Source organism: Nostoc sp. MG11, from assembly GCF_014904695.1.
Lineage (GTDB): Bacteria > Cyanobacteriota > Cyanobacteriia > Cyanobacteriales > Nostocaceae > Komarekiella.
Window position 1 is genome coordinate 1 of the sequence record NZ_JACXXN010000016.1, and the last position, 18,879, is coordinate 18,879.

Consider the following 18,879-nt stretch of genomic DNA (forward strand, 5'->3'; position numbering starts at 1 on the left):
TTCTTGAGCTTGTTCAGATTTGTTGATTTCAGACATGATATTTTCTCCTTAATTTGTAATGTGGTTAAGTGATGATGGATTTGAGTTGAATTAACTACTACTTAACGAAGTCGCGTCTGGCAGCAAGTGAATCGCTTTCATCATTAATAGCGAAACCGCCTGTAGCAGCGAAACCTTTACCAGCAACGGCATTGGAATCAACTACCTCAAAATTGGTTCTGACAGCAGCAATTTGAGTAATGTCGATTAAACCACCAGCAACGGTGTCGAGTTCTTCAGTAGATAGTTCTTGAGCTTGTTCAGATTTGTTGATTTCAGACATGATATTTTCTCCTTAATTTGTAATGTGGTTAAGTGATGATGGATTTGAGTTGAATTAACTATTAATTAACGAAGTCGCGTCTAGCAGCAAGTGAATCGCTTTCATCATTAATAGCGAAACCGCCTGTAGCAGCGAAACCTTTACCAGCAACGGCATTGGAATCAACTACCTCAAAATTGGTTCTGACAGCAGCAATTTGAGTAATGTCGATTAAACCACCAGCAACGGTGTCGAGTTCTTCAGTAGATAGTTCTTGAGCTTGTTCAGACTTGTTGATTTCAGACATGATGTTTTCTCTTTAGTTAGTAATGTGGTTAAGTGATGATAGATTAGAGTTAAATTAACTACTAATTAACGAAGTCGCGTCTAGCAGCAATTGAATCGGTCTCATCATTAATAGCGAGACCACTCGTACCAGCTAAACCTTTACCAGCAACGGCATCGGAACCAACTACCTCAAAATTAGTTCTGACAGCAGCAATTTGGCTAACGTCGATTAAACCACCAGCAACAGTGTCGAGTTCTTCAGTAGATAGTTCTTGAGCTTGTTCGGACTTGTTGATTTCAGACATGATGTTTTCTCTTTAGTTAGTAATGTGTGATGTATTAAGCAGAGAGCGCGATTTGCTAGTTGGTTGCTCAGCGCTTTCCTCGCTTCATGTCTTAAGAATACGAATTCAACTCAGTTCTTCGCATCTGAAAAACGTCTAAGATTTTGCCTAAGCTAAGTAAGTAGATGCCGTATCACTTTCGCTCCATTGTATTGAGCAATGCCTAAGACTTTCGTTATAGGCTGACGGATCTTGCTCCAACAAAAGTCATGAATTTGCCTTGAAATCTGGAATTCAATTGCATATCGCTGTATGACTAGATTTGTAAGCGTGAATGCAGATTAGATTTAGTCGTCATAAATAACAGCATTCTACGCTCATCATTAAAAAATTAAATTTAATGAATCATTACCCATATATTCCTAGCAATGTTGTAAACACAAACGGAAACAGCAATGTTAAATAGATTTAAATTAGCAACCAAATTTACCTTACTTCTATCGCTAGTGTTCATCGGTGCGATCGCAGTTAGTGGTTTTGCTTTATCTCATGCACTGGAGCAAAAAGCGGAAGCCGAAATTGGCTATCGCAGCCAAATTCTTGCAGAAATGATGAACTCAGTGAGAAACTTCACAAACACGCATATCAGCCCACTCCTGATACCTATGGTGGAGACTCAATCCACGTTTGTCCCTGAAAGTATTCCCAGCTATGCGGTGAGAGAAGTATTTGAGAATCTTCGTAAAAATGAAGAATACAAAGACTTCTTCTATAAAGATGCCAACCTCAATCCAACTAATTTGCGAGATAAAGCAGATATCTTTGAAACACAGCTCATCGAACAGTTTCGCAATCAACCAGATCTGAAAAATGTATCCGGTTTTCGTGATTCTTTTGATGAGAAGTTGTTTTACAGCGCTCGTCCATTTTCTATTAAAAATCAGACATGTCTACGTTGCCATAGTACCCCTGAAGCTGCTCCAAAAAGCCACATCGTAAGTTATGGCTCAGAAAATGGTTTTGGATGGAAACTCAATGAGATTATAGGTACTCAAATTATTTACGTTCCTGCTAGCAAAGTGTTTGATGATGCCAATCGTGCATCTGTTTCATTTATTGGCTTATTCATTAGCATCTTTGCTTTAGTCATTTTGCTAATTAATTATTTACTGAAACGAAATGTGCTACAACCGCTCAAACCAATGGCGCAATTAGCTCAGAAAATCAGTATGGATGAGATTAGCGCTGAAGAAGCAGAAGAATTTGATCGCCAAAAGCTAACTTCGATTGTGAAACGCAATGATGAATTAGGACAGTTGGGACGAGTTTTTCAAGGCATGGTGCATGAAATTTATGCCCGTGAACAAAAACTCAGACAACAATTGCATACATTGCGTATCGAAGTTGACGATGCCAAACGTGCGCGTCAAGTTGCGGAAATTGCCGAATCAACAACGTTCCAAAAATTGCAAGAGGAGGCGAAAGCAATGAGAAACAAACGAAACGCTGCAAATGAATAATGTTTTTGTCCGAAATGAGCTTTCAATAAAGTGCTGAGTAATTAATTTATAACTCCTGTCTCCTATCTCCTATTCACAATTGAGGATTATTATGTCTGAAATTATTTCTATTCACTCATTCCGTGGTGGAACTGGTAAATCAAACGTTACAAGTAATCTCGCTACTCTCATTGCCCGCTCTGGACGACGAGTTGGGGTTGTTGATACAGATATCCAATCGCCAGGAATTCATGTCTTGTTTGGTCTTGAAGAAGATCGAATCCGCTATACCCTAAATGATTATCTATGGGGTCGTTGTCCCATAGAAGAAGCAGTTTATGACGTTAGCGCTATTTTGAAACAAAAACAAACATTTTTTGGTAGACAGGGGAGTATTCATCTAATTCCTTCCAGCATTAGGATGAGTGATATTTCTCGAATCTTGCGCGAGGGCTATGATGCACGCCTGCTTAACGATGGTTTGCGTAATCTAGTTCGTCGTTTAAAACTAGACTATCTGTTGATCGACACTCACCCTGGTATTAACGAAGAAACTTTGCTATCCATTATTCTCTCTGATGTGCTTGTGCTGATTCTGCGTCCAGATAAACAAGATTACCAAGGGACAGCAGTGGCGGTGGATGTTGCTCGTAAGTTAGAAGTGCCTAAGATGTTGCTAGTTATCAACAAAGCGCTGCCATCTTTAGATTTCAAGGAGTTACGGCAAAGAGTGGAGAATACCTACCAAACCCCTGTAGCTGGAATCTTACCTGTTTGTGAAGAGATGTTTAATTTAGGGAGCAGTGGCGTTTTTTGTTTACGGTATCCAGATCATCCGTGGACTCAAAAAATTAATGATATTGTCAAACAAATTACGGGTTCTGGAGCAAAATTGGTTGTGTAAAAATGAAATGGCTCTAACCCTTTTAAACACAGCAATGCAGAGACGTTGCAATGCAACGTCTCTACAGAGGTTATTGATCGCGCAATTTGTCTGATCTCAAGCGTATTGACTTGTAATAGTGCCGTTTGTCAAAAATATTATCTAATTTCTTTACAAACTTGCGGAATGTTAGGAAACTAAATAAAGATAAGTTTACATTTTTTCATATTTAACCGAAAAATCTATGCTGGCTGCAATTCTGTTTGACCTAGACGGGACTATTGTCAATACTGATCCTATACATTATCAAGCTTGGCGGGAAATGCTGTTGAGTTACAGCCTAGAAATTGATGAAACATTCTACAAATCCCGGATTAGTGGTCGGCTAAATCCAGAAATTGTCAAGGACATCTTGCCACAATTGTCACCAGCAGAAGGACAAATATTTGCAGACGAAAAAGAGGCGCTTTTCCGCAAACTCGCCCCACACCTAAAACCATTGAGTGGATTTTCTGAATTACTAGCATGGACAGATGCACATCAGCTAAAACGTGCATTAGTGACGAATGCACCTAGATTAAATGCAAAATTTATGCTCGAGGTATTGGGAATACAAGAAGCTTTCGATACAGTTGTTTTAGCGGATGATTGCATAGCAGGTAAACCTGATCCTGCACCTTATAAAGCTGCTTTAAGCAAGTTGGGAATTGAAGCAGAGGAGGCGATCGCCTTAGAAGACTCTCCCTCTGGAATCCGTGCTGCGGTTGGTGCAGGTATCCGCACTATTGGCATCGCCTCTACTCACGATCCACAAGTTCTGCAAAAAGTCGGCGCATTTATGGCAATTCCAGATTTTACCGATTTGCAGTTGTGGACATTGTTGAACTCTCTAATTGAGGAAGATTTGAATGCGATCGCTTCTAATTCTTAAGGTCACACTTATTTCTCAGCAAGAATCGCGTAAATTTCCCGTTTAACTTGCTCTAAAAGCCCACGCACCCGATTTATTCGGTCTACATTGCCACTGCGAGCAACCTGCACCATAATACCAGCTAATTCTGTTGCCACTTTTCGCAACTCAATCAACTCTTGGGGCTTACCTGTCATAAAAGTTTTGAAGGTTTCCCAAGAAGAGTCTGTAGTTTCCCTTTGGGTACGCTCTGCCAAGAGTTGTCTGCCCTCATCTGTAATTACGTAAATCCGCTTGCCGCCTTCCTGTGTGCTTCTCAAATAGCCGCCTTCCTCCAACATCTGGAGCGTTGGATACACTGAGCCAGGACTGAGGCGACGGAAACCACCATAACGAGTTTCCATCTCTTTAATTAGGTCGTAACCATGGCTAGGGTGTTCAGATAATAATTCCAGCAGGATGAACTTGATGTCACCTCGACGAGTCCGGGATTCATCTTTCCAACCACGACCAAATAGTTCCTCACCAAAGTGTTTCCCATGATGTCTGTCATGATGCTTGCCATGCTGGAACCAATAACTGAGCAATGAATCCTCTTCACTTACTCCTGCCCATGCAGGTGCAGGAAAGCGAGAGCGAAAGTGTCTAAACATAAGTGAATCTCAAATCAACTTTCTCTAATATACGATATATCGCGATATATCGGAATAGCAGTTGATGAAGATTTGTGACTTGAGAATGGTGTCAACTCAATTCGCAATTGTGAATTGTTCGCTCAAGGCTTGAAATAGCTGTGAGCTTGCACTTGGGCAACGAAAGACTCTATCCATTGCAAATATTGCCAGCCGGCGACTACTGCTGTGTCGTTATGATCTGCGCCTGGAACTAAAAATAATTTTTTCGGTTCAGGAGCAGCAGCATAAAGTTTTTGGCTCATGAAAGAAGGTACAGTTAAATCTTCAGCGCCATGAATGAATAAAACAGGCATTTTCAATTTTGGCAATTTTTTAATGGATTCAAACCGCTGTGTCAGGATTAAATCGACAGGAAACATCCAAAACAGGTTTTGATAAGCTACTAAGTCGCGGATGGAGGTAAAAGAGCTTTCCACAATCAACCCAGCGGCCTCTGGGTGTTTAACTGCCAAATCAATAGCTACTGCACCACCCAGCGAGTGTCCATAAATAAAAATTTGATTGGGTGGAATCTTTTGCTGCTGTACTAAATAATTCCAAGCGGTAACTGCATCTTGATAAACCTGCATTTCATTGGGAAAGCTTCCTTCACTGCGGCCATAACCCCGATAATCAATCAGCAACACCGAAAACCCCAATTGATGAAATCGGTTGGCATGAGCTATGTTTGCGCCAATATTTACACCATTCCCGTGCAAGTATAATAGCACCTTGGCATTGGGTTGTTTAGCTGTAATCCACCAACCGTGGATATGTTCCACCTTGCCAGTTGTAACTGGTACAGGCAACCAAACCTCTGTGTAAGGGAGATTAAACAACTCTGGTGTCTTTTCAATGACAGCATAGGGAAAGAAGATGAGGCGAGGTTGCTGAACAAACAGAAATAGACAGATAGCACAGTAGGCGATGCCTACGGCAACCTGAAGCAGGAACGCTGCAACTATCCCTACCAAAGTAGCAGCCGGAATAATGCTTGTATTGGAATTAGCAGCTTGTTGGTTCTCATGCATTAAATTTTTTACATTTAAAAGTATGTATAAACACAATAATTACACTTGCATGGGTGGCTTTGAGATTTTCAAGTCAGTATTAAACTGATTATTAAAAAAAAATTTGCCAAAATTCAATTAATTAGTAAATTTACGTATGCATATTTAAGTAAATTCACTCTTTAATAGTAAAGATTAGCCAATACCAGGAGAAGATTGTGACGCTCTTAAATGAGACTCAATTAGAGCAGCTAAAGGAAATAAGTAGACAATTACGACAAGTAAGACAAGAAAAAGCTCTAAAGATAGAAGAAATAGCGGCTCAAATACTTATTCGCCCTGCGCTTTTGCTAGCTTTAGAAGAAGAACGATTTGAAGAATTGCCTGAGCTTGTTTTTGTTCAAGGATTTATTCGCCGCTACGGTGATGCTTTAGGACTAGATGGGAATGCTTTAACACACACTCTTGTAACCAAAGTTTTCCGTCAAGAGTCTCATTATCCAAGTAAAAAAATAGACAAAAAACCAGTTATCTATATACCTCTTTTTGTTATCTATATCCTATTATTATTAGCTGCAACTACTGGACTATTTTATACAATTAATCCCCGCTTTATAAGTGAATCCCTAGCTCAGAAGCAAAAGTCCCCCTCTGAGTTTGGCAGTCCCTCAAACGCTCCTGCGTCGCTAACACTGCGCTAATGACAGAAACCGCCTTGGCGTTGGCGGAGCCTCTCGTAAAGAAGACGTACTTCACCGAACCACCTCGTGTCAAAAGCCACTATTTAAACATAGAGATGAAGAGGCAAGCGATTTTAATCACTGTCCAGATATCTTATATCGTGTCCGGCGAAAGACTTATCATTAAGACTACAGGAGAACATTGCTTCGACTGCGCTCAGCAACCGGAGCAGGGGGAAAGAGGATTTTCCGGTTTTTGCACAGATGCGAGAATTATAACTAATTAAGCGGACATGATATTACAAGTAACAAAATTATAGGACTTACGCACTGAAGCCTGAAACCTAGATCCCCCCTAGCCCACGCCAGTCGCTCCACTTGGGGAGACCCCATCGCATGATTGCGTCTCCCCAACTCTTGGAGACGCTATGCGAAGGGAGAAGACCGCGCTGGCTCCCCTTAAAAAGGGGGGAACTTCTAAAGCCCCTTTTTAAGGGGGTTGGGGGATCTGAGTGCGTAAGTCCTGAATTAGTGTCATAGAACAAGTATTGACACTACTTTGTGAACAAAAATCAACTTCTAAACGAGTTGCTAAATTGAGATAACAATCAATATTTTTACTTAAGAGCTTGTTTATTCTAAAGTCCCTGTTTTTGCTGAGTAGCAGCATCCAAGTTTCTCCGAAAGAGGGCATTATCTGGGTCAAGCTGAACTGCTTGACTAAATTCGGTAATGGCCTCCTCTAGCTTGCCTTGGGCTTTCAAAGCTCGTCCTAAGTTGTTGTAAGCATATGCACTTTTAGGGATAAGTTGAATTATTTGACGATATTCGGCAATGGCTTCTTCTAGTTTGCCCTGAGCATACAAAGCGTTGCCAAAGTTGTCGTGAAACTGTGTATTGTTGGGATCAAGCAGAGTTGCTTGGCGATATTCTGCGATCGCTTCTTCTAGTTTACCTTGATTGTTCAAAGCATTTGCTAAATTGTAGTAAGCCCATGCATAGCTAGGGTCAAGCTCAAGAGCCTGGCGATATTCTACAATGGCTGATTCTATCTTGCCTTGATCATACAAAGCTATACCCAAGTTGTTGTGAGCCCATGCATTTTTAGGGTCAAGCTCAAGAGCCTGGCGAAATTCCACAATGGCTGATTCTATCTTGCCTTGATCATACAAAGCTCGCCCTAATTCGTTGTGAGCTACTGCATTTTTAGGGTCAAGCTCAAGAGCCTGACGATATTCCACAATAGCTGATTTTATCTTGCCTTGATCATACAAAGCGCTTCCCAAGTTGTAGTAAGCTATTGCATTGTTAGGGTCAAGCTGAATTACCTGGCGAAATTCCACAATGGCCTCCTCTAGCTTGCCTTGAGCTTTTAAAGTGTTCTTCAAGTTGTTATAAGCATATCCATAGTTAGGGTCAAGCTCAATTGCCCGGCGATATTCCGTAATGGCTGATTCTAGCTTGCCTTGAGCTTTCAAAACATTGCCCAAATTGTTGTGAGCATCTATATAATTAGGGTTAAGCTCAATTGCCAGGCGATATTCTGCAATGGCCTCCTCTAGCTTGCCTTGATCATACGAAGCTATACCCAGGTTGTTGTGAGCTACTGCATTTTTAGAGTCAAGCTCAACTGCTTGGCGATATTCCGCGATCGCTTCTTTTAGCTTACCTTGAGCATACAAAGCAACCCCTAAGTTGTTGTAAGCCCATGCATATTTAGGGTTAAGCTCAATTGCCAGGCGATATTCTGCAATGGCCTGCTCTAGCTTGCCTTGATCATACAAAGCTCGCCCTAATTCGTTGTGAGCATATTCATAATTAGGATTCTGCTCAATTGCCTGGTGAAATTCTGCAATGGCCTCCTCTAGTTTGCCTTGATCATACAAAGCTCGCCCTAAGTTATTGTGGGCATATGCATAGTTAGGATTAAGCTTAATTGCCTGATGAAATTCTGCAATGGCCTCCTCTAGTTTGCCTTGATCATACAAAGCTAGTCCTAAGTTGTTGTGAGCATATGCAAACTTAGGGTTAAGTGTAATAGCTTGGCGATATTCCGCAATTGCTGATTCTAGCTTGCCTTGAGCTTTCAAAGCGTTACCCAAGTCGTTGTGAGCATATTCATAATTAGGGTCAAGCTTAATTGCTTTGTGAAATTCTGCAATTGCTGATTCTAGCTTGCCTTCATCATAGAAAGTTAGCCCCAAGTTGTAGTAAGCTACTGCATTGTTAGGATTCTGCTCAATAGCCTGGCGAATTTCTGCAAATGCTAACTCTAACTTGCCTTGAGCTTTTAAAGTGTTCTTCAAGTTGTTATAAGCATATCCATAGTTAGGGTCAAGCTCAATTGCCAGGCGATATTCCGTAATGGCTGACTCTTGCTTGCCTTGAGCTTTCAAAACGTTCCCCAAATTGTTGTGAGCATCTACATAATTAGGGTTAAGCTCAATTGCTAGGCGATATTCCGTAATGGCTGATTCTAGCTTGCCTTGATCAGACAAAGCTAACCCTAAATTGTTATGAGCTACTGCATATTTAGGATTAAGCTCAACTGCTTGGCGGTATTCTGCGATCGCTGATTCTAGTTTGCCCTGAGCATACAAAGCAACCCCTAAGTTGTTGTAAGCCCATGCATATTTAGGGTTAAGCTGAACTGCTTGGCGAAATTCTGCAATTGCTGATTCTAGCTTGCCTTGATCATACAAAGCTTGCCCTAATTCGTTGTGAGCTATTGCATATTTAGGATTCTGCTCAATTGCCTGGTGAAATTCTGCAATCGCATCCTCTAGCTTGCCTTGAGCTTTCAAGGCGATCCCCAAGTTGTAATAAGCCATTGCATTGTTAGGATCAAGCTCAACTGCTTGGCGATATTCTGCGATCGCCTCCTCTAGTTTGCCTTGATCATACAAAGCGCTCCCCAAGTTGTAATAAGCCATTGCATTATTAGGATCAAGCTCAACTACTTGGCGATATTCTGCGATCATCTCCTCTAGCTTGCCTTGATCGTACAAAGCGATCTTCAAGTTATTGTAAGCTGTCACATTATTCGGGTCAAGCTCAACTGCTTGGCGATATTCTGCGGTCGCCTCCTCTAGCTTGCCTTGATCGTACAAAGCTAGTCCTAAGTTGTTGTGAGCCCATGCACTTTTAGGGTCAAGCCAAATAGCCTGGCGATATTCTGTAATTGCCTCTTCTAGCTTGCCTTGCTCATATAAAGCTCGCCCTAAGTTGTTGCAAGCTACTGCATAGTTGGGGTTAAGCTCAATCGCCTGGCGAAATTCTATAATGGCTGACTCTAGCTTGCCTTGATCGTACAAAGCTAACCCTAAATTGTTGTAAGCCCATGCATATTTAGGGCTAATTTGAATTGCCTGGCGATATTCTGCCATGGCCTCCTCTAACTTGCCTTGCTCATACAAAGCTCGCCCTAAGTTATTGTGAGCATATGCATCCTTAGAGTCACGCTCAATTGCCTGACGATATTTGGCAATCTCTTCTTCTAGCTTGTCTTGATTAACAAAAACTTTTTCTTTTGGTAATGCAGCTTGCGGTTGAAATTTTGGGGTGAGCGCAATCGGCAAGTTGCGATCAAAGGAATCCATTCCAGTTGAAGGGTGTTGTCTGTGCTCAGTCGCGAGTTTCACATTATCTTGTATATAATCGAATAGCTCACCAATCGTAACGATGCCATTTCCATCCCGATCAGCCGCACCTTTCATTCCTTCTAGCAAATAGTGAGTAAATACTCCATGGCCTCCTCCCCACTTTGCATCCTCAAACGAAACTTCATTTGACTCGGCAGAGGTCAAAAGAGCAATTCCTCTTTTCGCTTTACTTATTTCTTGTAGAAAGTAATTCACTAAGGCAGAGTCATCACCAGCACTACTTCTACGACCAATTCCTCTACCAATTGCCCCACTGTGGCAGGTATCTGCTAAGATAATAACTTTTTCTGAGTGCAAAATTTTTCGTAGCGATCGATCTATGTCATCCATTGGCAAGGCAGTACTTGATACATCATTCGGGTTTGTATCGTGAGTAAGTAGGTAAACATCATCAGGGCGCTCAATATCACGCGAGCCATGACAGGCAAAGAATATAAGAACAAGGTCTTCGCGAGCTGGTTTTTTTAGGAAACCTCGAAGTGCTTGCGTGATATTTTTACTTGTCGCTTCTTCATTAATCAACTTGCAAACATGGTTCGGATTAAAGCTCCCTCCATAAGGCGTGAGTAGCAATTCGTAAAGCTGCTCTGCATCTCGATCAGCATATTGCAAATTTAAACTCTGATCTTTGTATTTAGAGATACCAACAATAATTGCCCAGCGATTGCACTCCTGATAATTTGAGTACAACTCCGTTTCTGAAACTAATACTTCTGCACGTCGACTAGTAGGCTGATGCTCGCTCATTTTAAAAAAGAAGTTAGTTACTAAACTTCAAGAATTCTTGAGTACGATTGGCACTGACGTTAATGATTACAAAAGCCATTCAAAAATTCCGCATTCAAGTCAAACAAAAAAAGCAATAATTGCTCCAATCTCAAAATAGTTCAGTTCGCAAAAGACTTATTTTATCAACGTGATCTGAATTTCCTTTGTTGTCCATTCTTGACTTGGATCAAAGACAGTAACCGCTGCACGAGTCAACTCTACCGGAGGTTGTTCGTTTGCATCGGTACCAATAGCAGCCAGCAATTTGCCAAGCGGATTATTTGCGCGAGTCAGTCCTGCTGCCTTTTTCACAATTTCTTGATCAAGAGCAGGTAACTCTAACCAGCGAAAATCATTCTGCCCAATGGTGACAAATACTTTAAGGGTTTCTCTTGCTTGATCGTATCTTGTGGTATTTGGTAAATTAAATTTAATAGGAATCAACATTTCCTGACCAGGATTAAACGGATAAAAGACTCTCTCCTGTCTCTCTATTTGGATGCGCGAGATTGCCCAGGTTGGTTCAAGATCCAGTATGGTAATGTTCAGAACTTGAGAAGAAGTATTTTTAATTCGCAGGAATGTAACCTCACCAGTTTTCACAATCAAGTTTGTGGGATCGGGGAATGGTTGCGGCTTCTTGGGCATTCCTGTTCTCCAGTTCGGCTGAGTCAGCAAGTTAACCTCAATTTGATTAGTCAAATCAGAAAACTGATTGCTCAACTCTTGAATGACCTGATATTTTACTAAGTGTACCAAGCGTTGTACTATTTTCTGAGGTGCCTCTGGATCTTCAATCTTTAGCGCTGGGAGCAAGTTTTTGAGCGGCGTTCCTACACAGATTTCGTATTCTCCTTGGTTGTTAACAGCCACTTGATAATCTTCTTTCTGTTTCCCATCAGCCAGCCGTAACCAGCCATTGCTAGCTATTAATTTCTCTACAACTTCTAAAGTAGCTTCTTGCTGATCTGCAACCGCTTGAGATAGTTGCTCTGCCTTACCGATGCTTTTCTTGAGAAAGCGAACATTCCGAACTAAATCTACTGAGGCTGATAGCATCACTGCTTGAGCACCCTGATCAATTGTGCTGTGACGCAGAATCTCAATGACATCTGCCCAACTATCAATAGCATTAACTTCTATAATTTCAACGATCGCGATCTGCTCTTTTTTTTGAGTAAAGTCTGTGAGTCCAAACGGATAAATCGCGAAACGAGCACCCACGCCCAGACCATTTGCTATCCCTGCACTCAACAGGACTCGCTTCGGCTCTAAGTCTTCCTCAATTACCTCTAGGACATTTATCGCATACTGTAAAGAGCCTTTTTCTACTCCGAAAACAAGACGATCATATTCTCCCAGCAGCATTGGCATCTGCTGCGGAATCTTGCTCTGAATTTTGGCACTAATGCGATCGTGTAATACCTTGTAAGTCAATCCTGAAGGGCTACTGGTCAAGGTGTCGATCATCCAATACGTGAGTGCTCCATGCCGCTGCTTGCTGCTGACCGCAAATTCATGAGCAAACTCGCTGGGGCGGCAAGCAGCTAGCAAAACATAGTCTCTGGTCTGAGGAAGCCAGCGCCCTGCTGAGCTAGTTGAAGCAGTTCCTTCTGTTAGAGCCAGCCAGTTTTTGATGAGATCTTCACGCGGAGCCACCAGACTCTTAGCATTTCGTGATGCAGTGTCTATTCCTCCTTTTCCTCCTCGAATTGCTACATCATCCCCTCGAGTTGCTCCTCCAGAGTGGCAACTATCCAGAATAACTGTGACGATCAAACCTTTGTCTGTCATTCGTTTAAGGAGCGTTGCCAGTTCGACATCTCGCAAGTAGCGGCCTTGTTGATCGCCAATATCCATTGGCACAATTCCTTCATCTGGTTGACCATTGCGCTTCAGTTCTGGGTAAATAGTTGTTGCCCGTCCACCATGTCCAGAGTAATGAATATAGACTTGAGTACCCGAAATAGCAGCTTGTGTTATGGCATCAAACTTCCTGATAATATTCTCGTAAATAGGCAAAGCCTCTTCAGATTCAACAACATTAGAGATTTCAGGATTAGAAGATGTGAGTTTAAAAATCCGTTCTTCTGAGACTTTGAGCGTTTTTTTAAGATAGTCTGCTACGAGATTAATATCTCGCACACATCCTTTAAGGCTTTCGTATGAGGGATTTTCTCGATAGTAGTCAATCCCAATTAGTAGTGCATAGAAGTTTGTAACTTGATAGTTTGTCTTAGTTATCATTTCAACTTCCTGTTACTATTAATATAGTAAATTCTAAATCTATGTTTCTACTAGCTTGTGACTTAATCATCTCAAAAATCAAGAGTCAAAGATTAAGTTTTTTTTTAAGTTTGGGCTTTTGAGTGCCAGTCACGCCCAGTTGCAAACTATATAAAAGTGTTTAACTAAGTTGTTCTCGAAGGGTTGACAACTAGATGCATAAACTTATGTAACCATGTATATTTTTACAATTTGTAGAGGTAAAAGTGATTTTAACAAAAATCAGAAGTCAGAAGGAAGGAGGAAGAAGGTTTACCTTCTTTACTCTTGCCGATCCTTCTGGTGAACAAAGGGAGCAAGGGTCTAAGTCCCTCGGTGAAATCTTTTATTTCACCGGAATCTCGAAAGTTGGGGGTTTGAATTACCCACCAAATTCGTCCTTCTTCCCTCTTTCTTACTTGTTTAATGTCACCATAATATGTAAGTCAAACCTCAAACAAATTCTTGTACATTGGTTTGAGAACTGAGTAGCACCGTAAATGTGGCAATTGTAGGTATTATAATGCTGATTTTAATAATGCAAATAATGATTAGTTAACTCAGCATTCTTAGCTCGACTTGATCCAAAATTAAGAACTTGGTTCTCTTTATATGGCAAAAACCCTGGCTTTTTGGCAAAAACTTTTTCCATTTCACTGATTATCGGTAAAATCAAAAAAGTCAAACTAGCATTACACAAAGCTTTCAGCATTAAGCTTGAGCGCTGCTAAAAAATGGATCAAGTCGAGCTTAAGATATCTGCGGCTGATGTAGATGCCAAGTAGTGGATTGCTCATAAGCATAAGCCACTTGAAACAGTTGGTCTTCTCGCAGCACTTTACCAATTAGCTGTAATCCAATTGGTAATCCGTTATTATCAAAACCACATGGCACACTTAAACCAGGTAAACCAGCAAGATTCGCGGGAATGGTCATCAAGTCCAGCAAGTACATACTCAAGGGATCGGTATTTTTTTCCCCTGCTTTAAAAGCTGTCGTCGGAACAGTAGGACAGGCTAGCACATCAACTTGTTCAAAAGCTTTTTCAAAGTCTTGTTTAATCAAGGTGCGGACTTTTTGCGCTTTCAGGTAGTAGGCATCATAATAGCCAGTAGAAAGGGCATAAGTGCCAATCATAATTCGGCGTTTGACTTCTGTACCAAAACCAGTGGAACGGGTACGAGTGTACATTGACAGTAGATTGTCCACGTCAGGAGCGCGATAACCATATTTAACACCGTCGTAACGAGCTAGGTTTGCTGACGCTTCAGATGGGGCAATGATGTAGTAGCTAGGTACGCCATAGCGAAACCGGGGACAGGAAATTATATGAATTTCCGCGCCTAAACTTTGTAATTGATCAATTGCTTTAGTAACAGTTTGTTCGACAACAGAGTCTAGCCCTTCTCCAAAAGTTTCTTTGATTACACCGATTCTGAGGCGTCCTCTGGCTCTGAGGTCTGGTTTTAAGCCAGCAGCGTAATCGGGAATTGGAACTTTGAGGCTGGTGGAGTCTTTGGGATCGTGACCTGCGATCGCACTCAATAATATTGCGGTATCTTCTACTGAGCGTCCAAATGGGCCAATTTGATCCAAAGATGAAGCAAACGCTACCAAGCCGTAGCGAGAAACTAGTCCGTAGGTTGGTTTCATTCCAACTACACCGCAGAAAGATGCAGGTTGACGAATCGAACCGCCAGTGTCAGAACCGATGGCAACAACGCACTCATCTGCTGCTACGGCTGCTGCTGAACCACCAGAAGAACCACCTGGAACCCGCGACAAATCCCAAGGATTAGCTGTGGCGTAGTAAGCAGAGTTTTCTGTGGAACCACCCATTGCAAACTCATCTAAATTGGTTTTACCCACCATCACAGCCCCAGAGTCAAGCAGTTTTTGGGTCACGGTTGATTCATAAGGCGGCACAAAGTTTTTCAAAATCTGAGAAGCGCAGGTGGTGGGAATCCCCTTGGTACACATGTTGTCCTTAATGCCAATCGGAATCCCTGCAAGTATGCCAATTTCTTCTCCTGCGGCGATTTTGGCATCCACAGCACTAGCCTGCTCTAACGCCTGTTGCGCCGTCACATGTAAGAAACTGTGCAATTTTGGCTCTAATGCTTGAATGCGCTCTAAAGCTTCTTGGGTAATTTCGACGGCAGAACGTTCTTTTTTTACTAGCTGTTCGTGCAACTCGCGGATGGATGCCATGATTGCTCTCTTTATGACTCAAGTCCTTGATTTTAATATATATTGACGATTTCTGCTCAGTGAGGTTAGTCGCCCAAATGGTCTATGTTGCTATGCTATACATGTTGATTAAGTTGATAAGTCAGCTAATTTATATATATTAAATAAGCTTTGAAGTCAGCAAATAGCTGTCTGTTAACTGCATATTCATTAATTTACCAAAATTTGAGAAAATGTGGCTCTTTTTGTGTAAGAGTATAGCAATATTTGATTGTCATAAAGTTTTGTATTATGGACGTTGCCCTGTCTACAAGCCTGATAATTTTATCAATTAATAAACTTTATATAATTTGTTTTGGAGGTAGAAAAAATGGTTAAAATAGTCACACGTAGCTATATTGGTAAACAAAATGTCTATGATATTGGAGTTGAACATGATCATAACTTTGTCATCAAAAATGGTTTAATAGCTGCTAATTGTTTCAATAAATCCCATTCGACTGCTTATGGATATGTCACTTATCAAACAGCTTATTTAAAAGCTAATTACCCGTTGGAATATATGGCGGCACTGTTGACAGCTAACAGTGGTGATACCGATAAGGTGCAGAGATATATCACTAATTGTACCAATATGGGTATTCAGATAGAACCGCCAGATATTAATCGCTCTGGCGTAGATTTTACGCCAACGGCAAAAAAGATTTTATTTGGATTTTCAGCGGTGCGTAATGTTGGTCAAAATGCGATCGCCTGTATTTTGGAAGCGAGGAATGAGACAGGGGAGTTTAAATCTCTGGCTGATTTTTGCGATCGTGTAGATTTACGTGCTGTTAATCGCCGTACATTAGAGTCTTTGATTTACTGTGGAGCCTTTGACAAAATTGAATCGAACCGCCAACAGTTAATCCAAGACCTAGAACTAGTATACGACTGGGCACAATCACGTGCTAAAGATAGAGCTAGCGGTCAGGGAAATCTCTTTGATTTATTAGGCGGATTTTCTTCTAATCATAATAAGAAAGCCAATAATGCTTTTGAAACTGCTCCTAAAGCGAAACCTATAATAGATTTTCCCCCGCAGGAAAAGTTGCGAAAAGAAAAAGAATTATTAGGATTTTATGTATCAGACCATCCATTAAAAGCCTTGAGTCAAATAGCACCTTTGTTAACTCCAATTAACCTTTCACAACTTGGCGAACAAAGAGAAGAAACAAAGCTTTGTGCAGTTGTGATGTTGAATGGGGTGAAAAAAGTAGTTACCAAAAAAGGTGACTCAATGGCAATTTTGCAAATAGAAGATCTAACTACACAATCGGAAGCTGTAGTCTTTCCTAAAACTTATGAACGTATTAGTTTACTGCTCCAAGTAGATACTAGATTAATTATTTGGGGTAAAGTAGACCGACGAGATGATCAAACTCAATTTATTGTTGAAGATGCAGAACCAGTAGAAACAGTACAAATGGTGATGGTAGAACTCAATCCTCAACAAGCAGGTAATATCGAAGAACTACATCGTTTGAAAACTATTCTGCAAGAACAGTCAGGCGATAAAGAAAAGGCCAAAATGCCAATTATAGGGATTATACAAACTGAAAATTCCCGTAAACTTGTCCGCTTGGGTTGGCAATTTTGTGTACAAGATTCCAGAATAACCGTCCAAGCTTTGCAAAATGCTAGATTTTCTGCTCATGTAAAACTGCTAACTGGTGGTTGAGACTAAGGAATAAAAGTACTAGTAATACAATTAGCTTGATATTAGTTTTACTTAACTGTCAACAGTAGATAACCTTAGTACTTAGAAAGATAAAAGTTTTTTTAGTTACTTCTGCGGATGATAGTTTCCGTTAGATTACAGTATATTTTTATGCTAAGAATGACCGTATGGGCGGCGACTGGGGAAGGAGCTAAAACTTGATGATCGCAAATGAGCTAAATAAATTTGTTTCGTATTGTAGAAAAATTCAACCCCAAACTCAGGAAGACATTAAAAAATTCTTTGAAGGGGTGATCGTGTTTCCTTATGATAAGGAACTTCTATTACAAGCTTATTTATTTTTAAACATGAAAGATTTGTTTCCTTCATGCGCTGAACTGTTGTTATTTGAAAAATCTCCAATTGCTGATTATACAGATTTAGGTAAATGTGATTTTGTGTACCTCACATTTAAAGGTAGTCTGTTTTTAATTGAAACTAAATTTATTGATACAGAAGCAACAGGAGCAACAGAACGAAAAAGAAGAAATAAGCACAGAAACAAGGTATTTGAACAAGTTATTACTTTAAAAAGCCGATTTAGCCAATATTGGGATATGAGGCTTGAGCAACTAGAATGTGGGGTTTTTACAACAGATTCAGAAATAGCTTGGCGTGGAAATGGTGTCAATGTCGTAACTAAATCAATATCGATAAATCATCTTGAACAATGGCGCAAAAATTACAACAAAAGCGATCCAGTTTATGAAATGAGTAAACTTATTAATCCAACTAATCGCTAATTGTAATTAATAATCAGATTCCTGACTTTTCAAAGAAGTCGGGAATCTTGTTGTTTAGCTCCAAAATAATACTTAGGTTATTAAAAATAAAAGTTTTATTTTACACTAGTAGATATTGAATATAAGGAAAACTTATTTATCCACTATCTGTTTTCGTAGGTAAACAGGCGATCGCTAAATCACTCAGTGTCTATAATTATCATCTTGAACCTCAAGCAAGGCCAGGTTTTTCAGACAAGAACCTCTTTTGTAGTACAAAAATACTATTTTGTTGCTAAAATGCCTTACAAGTTAAGTAGCCTTGCAAGAGGAACTATGAAAAAAATCCAAGATAACTACAAAAATCTCATTTCGCTTAAATCCCTGTTACAGCCTGCAACTGTGACTAATGCTATAGTGCCACTACAACCTCAACAAGAAAAGGTTATTAGTGACTGGGAGCGTTTAGTAGCACAAACTGAACGTATCAACCAAATGGCGAAGGAGTTAGGAGGGGCAATATTGGAATTGAAGACAATAGCTAGCACACTCAAGACTCAACACCCATTAGTGAAAGAGGAGCTATGCAACAATATCTGTCAGTATTTCGTGGTTGGTGTCCCTTGTGTAAAACAAAAGCCTGACGAATCATTTATCCTCACAATGCGAAAAGTTGATTTATTCCGAGCAGAAAGGGAAGCAGGGCTGCTAGCACACCAACTGCGTCAGCAAACAAAAAAAAGATTAGCATCACAGCAACACAGAAAAAACAAGGTGGGGCTAAGGCTGACACAAAGCGCTGACTCAAAAGGGCGCTAATCAACAAATCTTAAAATTATCAATATTCGATAATAGCTCATCCCTTGGGTTGTAACAGTTATGCTGATTGAAGTGGCAGAAGGTATTTCTTCTTTAGAATTCCCATATGCTACACTGCTGCCATTTGCAACTACTGTGGTAGCAAAAAGGTGGAATTGCCCTAAG

At 40.6% G+C, this 18,879-nt stretch carries 15 protein-coding genes; 7 read left to right on the forward strand and 8 right to left on the reverse strand.

Annotated elements, in window-relative coordinates:
- Positions 1–97 precede the first annotated feature (97 nt).
- The 3 genes from HCR01_RS21165 to HCR01_RS21175 all read right to left on the reverse strand — a co-directional run bounded on the left by HCR01_RS21165 (position 98) and on the right by HCR01_RS21175 (position 894).
- A complete protein-coding gene (locus HCR01_RS21165; protein WP_193198045.1) occupies positions 98–322 on the reverse strand; it encodes a hypothetical protein in 225 nt (74 codons plus the stop codon).
- 61 nt (positions 323–383) lie between these two features.
- Positions 384–608 (reverse strand): hypothetical protein, encoded by a 225-nt coding sequence (locus HCR01_RS21170; RefSeq protein ID WP_193198046.1) that lies wholly within the window; start codon positions 606–608, stop codon positions 384–386.
- Positions 609–669: 61 nt separating this feature from the next.
- Positions 670–894, reverse strand: coding sequence for a CTB family bacteriocin (locus HCR01_RS21175; protein ID WP_193198047.1), 225 nt, complete (start codon positions 892–894; stop codon positions 670–672).
- Between the two features lie 434 nt (positions 895–1,328).
- Between HCR01_RS21175 and HCR01_RS21180 the strand changes: the two genes are divergently transcribed.
- The 3 genes from HCR01_RS21180 to HCR01_RS21190 all read left to right on the forward strand — a co-directional run bounded on the left by HCR01_RS21180 (position 1,329) and on the right by HCR01_RS21190 (position 4,186).
- Positions 1,329–2,393 carry a DUF3365 domain-containing protein gene (locus HCR01_RS21180; RefSeq protein WP_193198048.1) on the forward strand — a complete coding sequence of 355 codons (1,065 nt, stop codon included), beginning with the start codon at positions 1,329–1,331 and terminating at the stop codon, positions 2,391–2,393.
- 91 nt (positions 2,394–2,484) lie between these two features.
- The gene (locus tag HCR01_RS21185; protein WP_193198049.1) at positions 2,485–3,276 is read left to right on the forward strand and encodes a MinD/ParA family protein; all 792 of its coding nucleotides are present in this window, start codon (positions 2,485–2,487) and stop codon (positions 3,274–3,276) included.
- A 223-nt stretch (positions 3,277–3,499) separates the two neighbouring features.
- Positions 3,500–4,186 carry an HAD family hydrolase gene (locus tag HCR01_RS21190; protein WP_193198050.1) on the forward strand — a complete coding sequence of 229 codons (687 nt, stop codon included), beginning with the start codon at positions 3,500–3,502 and terminating at the stop codon, positions 4,184–4,186.
- Between the two features lie 8 nt (positions 4,187–4,194).
- On the opposite strand, the gene HCR01_RS21195 is transcribed toward HCR01_RS21190, so the two are convergent.
- The gene (locus HCR01_RS21195) at positions 4,195–4,818 is read right to left on the reverse strand and encodes a PadR family transcriptional regulator (RefSeq protein WP_193198051.1); all 624 of its coding nucleotides are present in this window, start codon (positions 4,816–4,818) and stop codon (positions 4,195–4,197) included.
- A 122-nt stretch (positions 4,819–4,940) separates the two neighbouring features.
- Positions 4,941–5,870 (reverse strand): alpha/beta hydrolase, encoded by a 930-nt coding sequence (locus tag HCR01_RS21200; RefSeq protein ID WP_193198052.1) that lies wholly within the window; start codon positions 5,868–5,870, stop codon positions 4,941–4,943.
- A gap of 197 nt (positions 5,871–6,067) precedes the next feature.
- Between HCR01_RS21200 and HCR01_RS21205 the strand changes: the two genes are divergently transcribed.
- Positions 6,068–6,550, forward strand: coding sequence for a helix-turn-helix domain-containing protein (locus tag HCR01_RS21205; protein ID WP_193198053.1), 483 nt, complete (start codon positions 6,068–6,070; stop codon positions 6,548–6,550).
- Positions 6,551–7,167: 617 nt separating this feature from the next.
- Here HCR01_RS21205 and HCR01_RS21210 read toward each other — a convergent pair.
- The 3 genes from HCR01_RS21210 to gatA form a co-directional block, all read right to left on the reverse strand.
- Positions 7,168–10,938 carry a tetratricopeptide repeat protein gene (locus tag HCR01_RS21210; RefSeq protein ID WP_193198054.1) on the reverse strand — a complete coding sequence of 1,257 codons (3,771 nt, stop codon included), beginning with the start codon at positions 10,936–10,938 and terminating at the stop codon, positions 7,168–7,170.
- A gap of 156 nt (positions 10,939–11,094) precedes the next feature.
- A complete protein-coding gene (locus HCR01_RS21215) occupies positions 11,095–13,206 on the reverse strand; it encodes a caspase family protein (protein WP_226889516.1) in 2,112 nt (703 codons plus the stop codon).
- Between the two features lie 768 nt (positions 13,207–13,974).
- On the reverse strand, positions 13,975–15,435 hold the full coding sequence (gene gatA, locus HCR01_RS21220) for an Asp-tRNA(Asn)/Glu-tRNA(Gln) amidotransferase subunit GatA (protein ID WP_193198055.1): 1,461 nt from the start codon (positions 15,433–15,435) through the stop codon (positions 13,975–13,977).
- Positions 15,436–15,784: 349 nt separating this feature from the next.
- Here gatA and HCR01_RS21225 point away from each other — a divergent pair, with 349 nt between their 5' ends.
- The 3 genes from HCR01_RS21225 to HCR01_RS21235 all read left to right on the forward strand — a co-directional run bounded on the left by HCR01_RS21225 (position 15,785) and on the right by HCR01_RS21235 (position 18,714).
- The gene (locus tag HCR01_RS21225; protein ID WP_193198056.1) at positions 15,785–17,134 is read left to right on the forward strand and encodes an OB-fold nucleic acid binding domain-containing protein; all 1,350 of its coding nucleotides are present in this window, start codon (positions 15,785–15,787) and stop codon (positions 17,132–17,134) included.
- Between the two features lie 200 nt (positions 17,135–17,334).
- The gene (locus HCR01_RS21230) at positions 17,335–17,916 is read left to right on the forward strand and encodes a hypothetical protein (protein WP_193198057.1); all 582 of its coding nucleotides are present in this window, start codon (positions 17,335–17,337) and stop codon (positions 17,914–17,916) included.
- A 315-nt stretch (positions 17,917–18,231) separates the two neighbouring features.
- Positions 18,232–18,714 carry a hypothetical protein gene (locus tag HCR01_RS21235; protein ID WP_193198058.1) on the forward strand — a complete coding sequence of 161 codons (483 nt, stop codon included), beginning with the start codon at positions 18,232–18,234 and terminating at the stop codon, positions 18,712–18,714.
- The last annotated feature ends 165 nt before the right edge of the window (positions 18,715–18,879 follow it).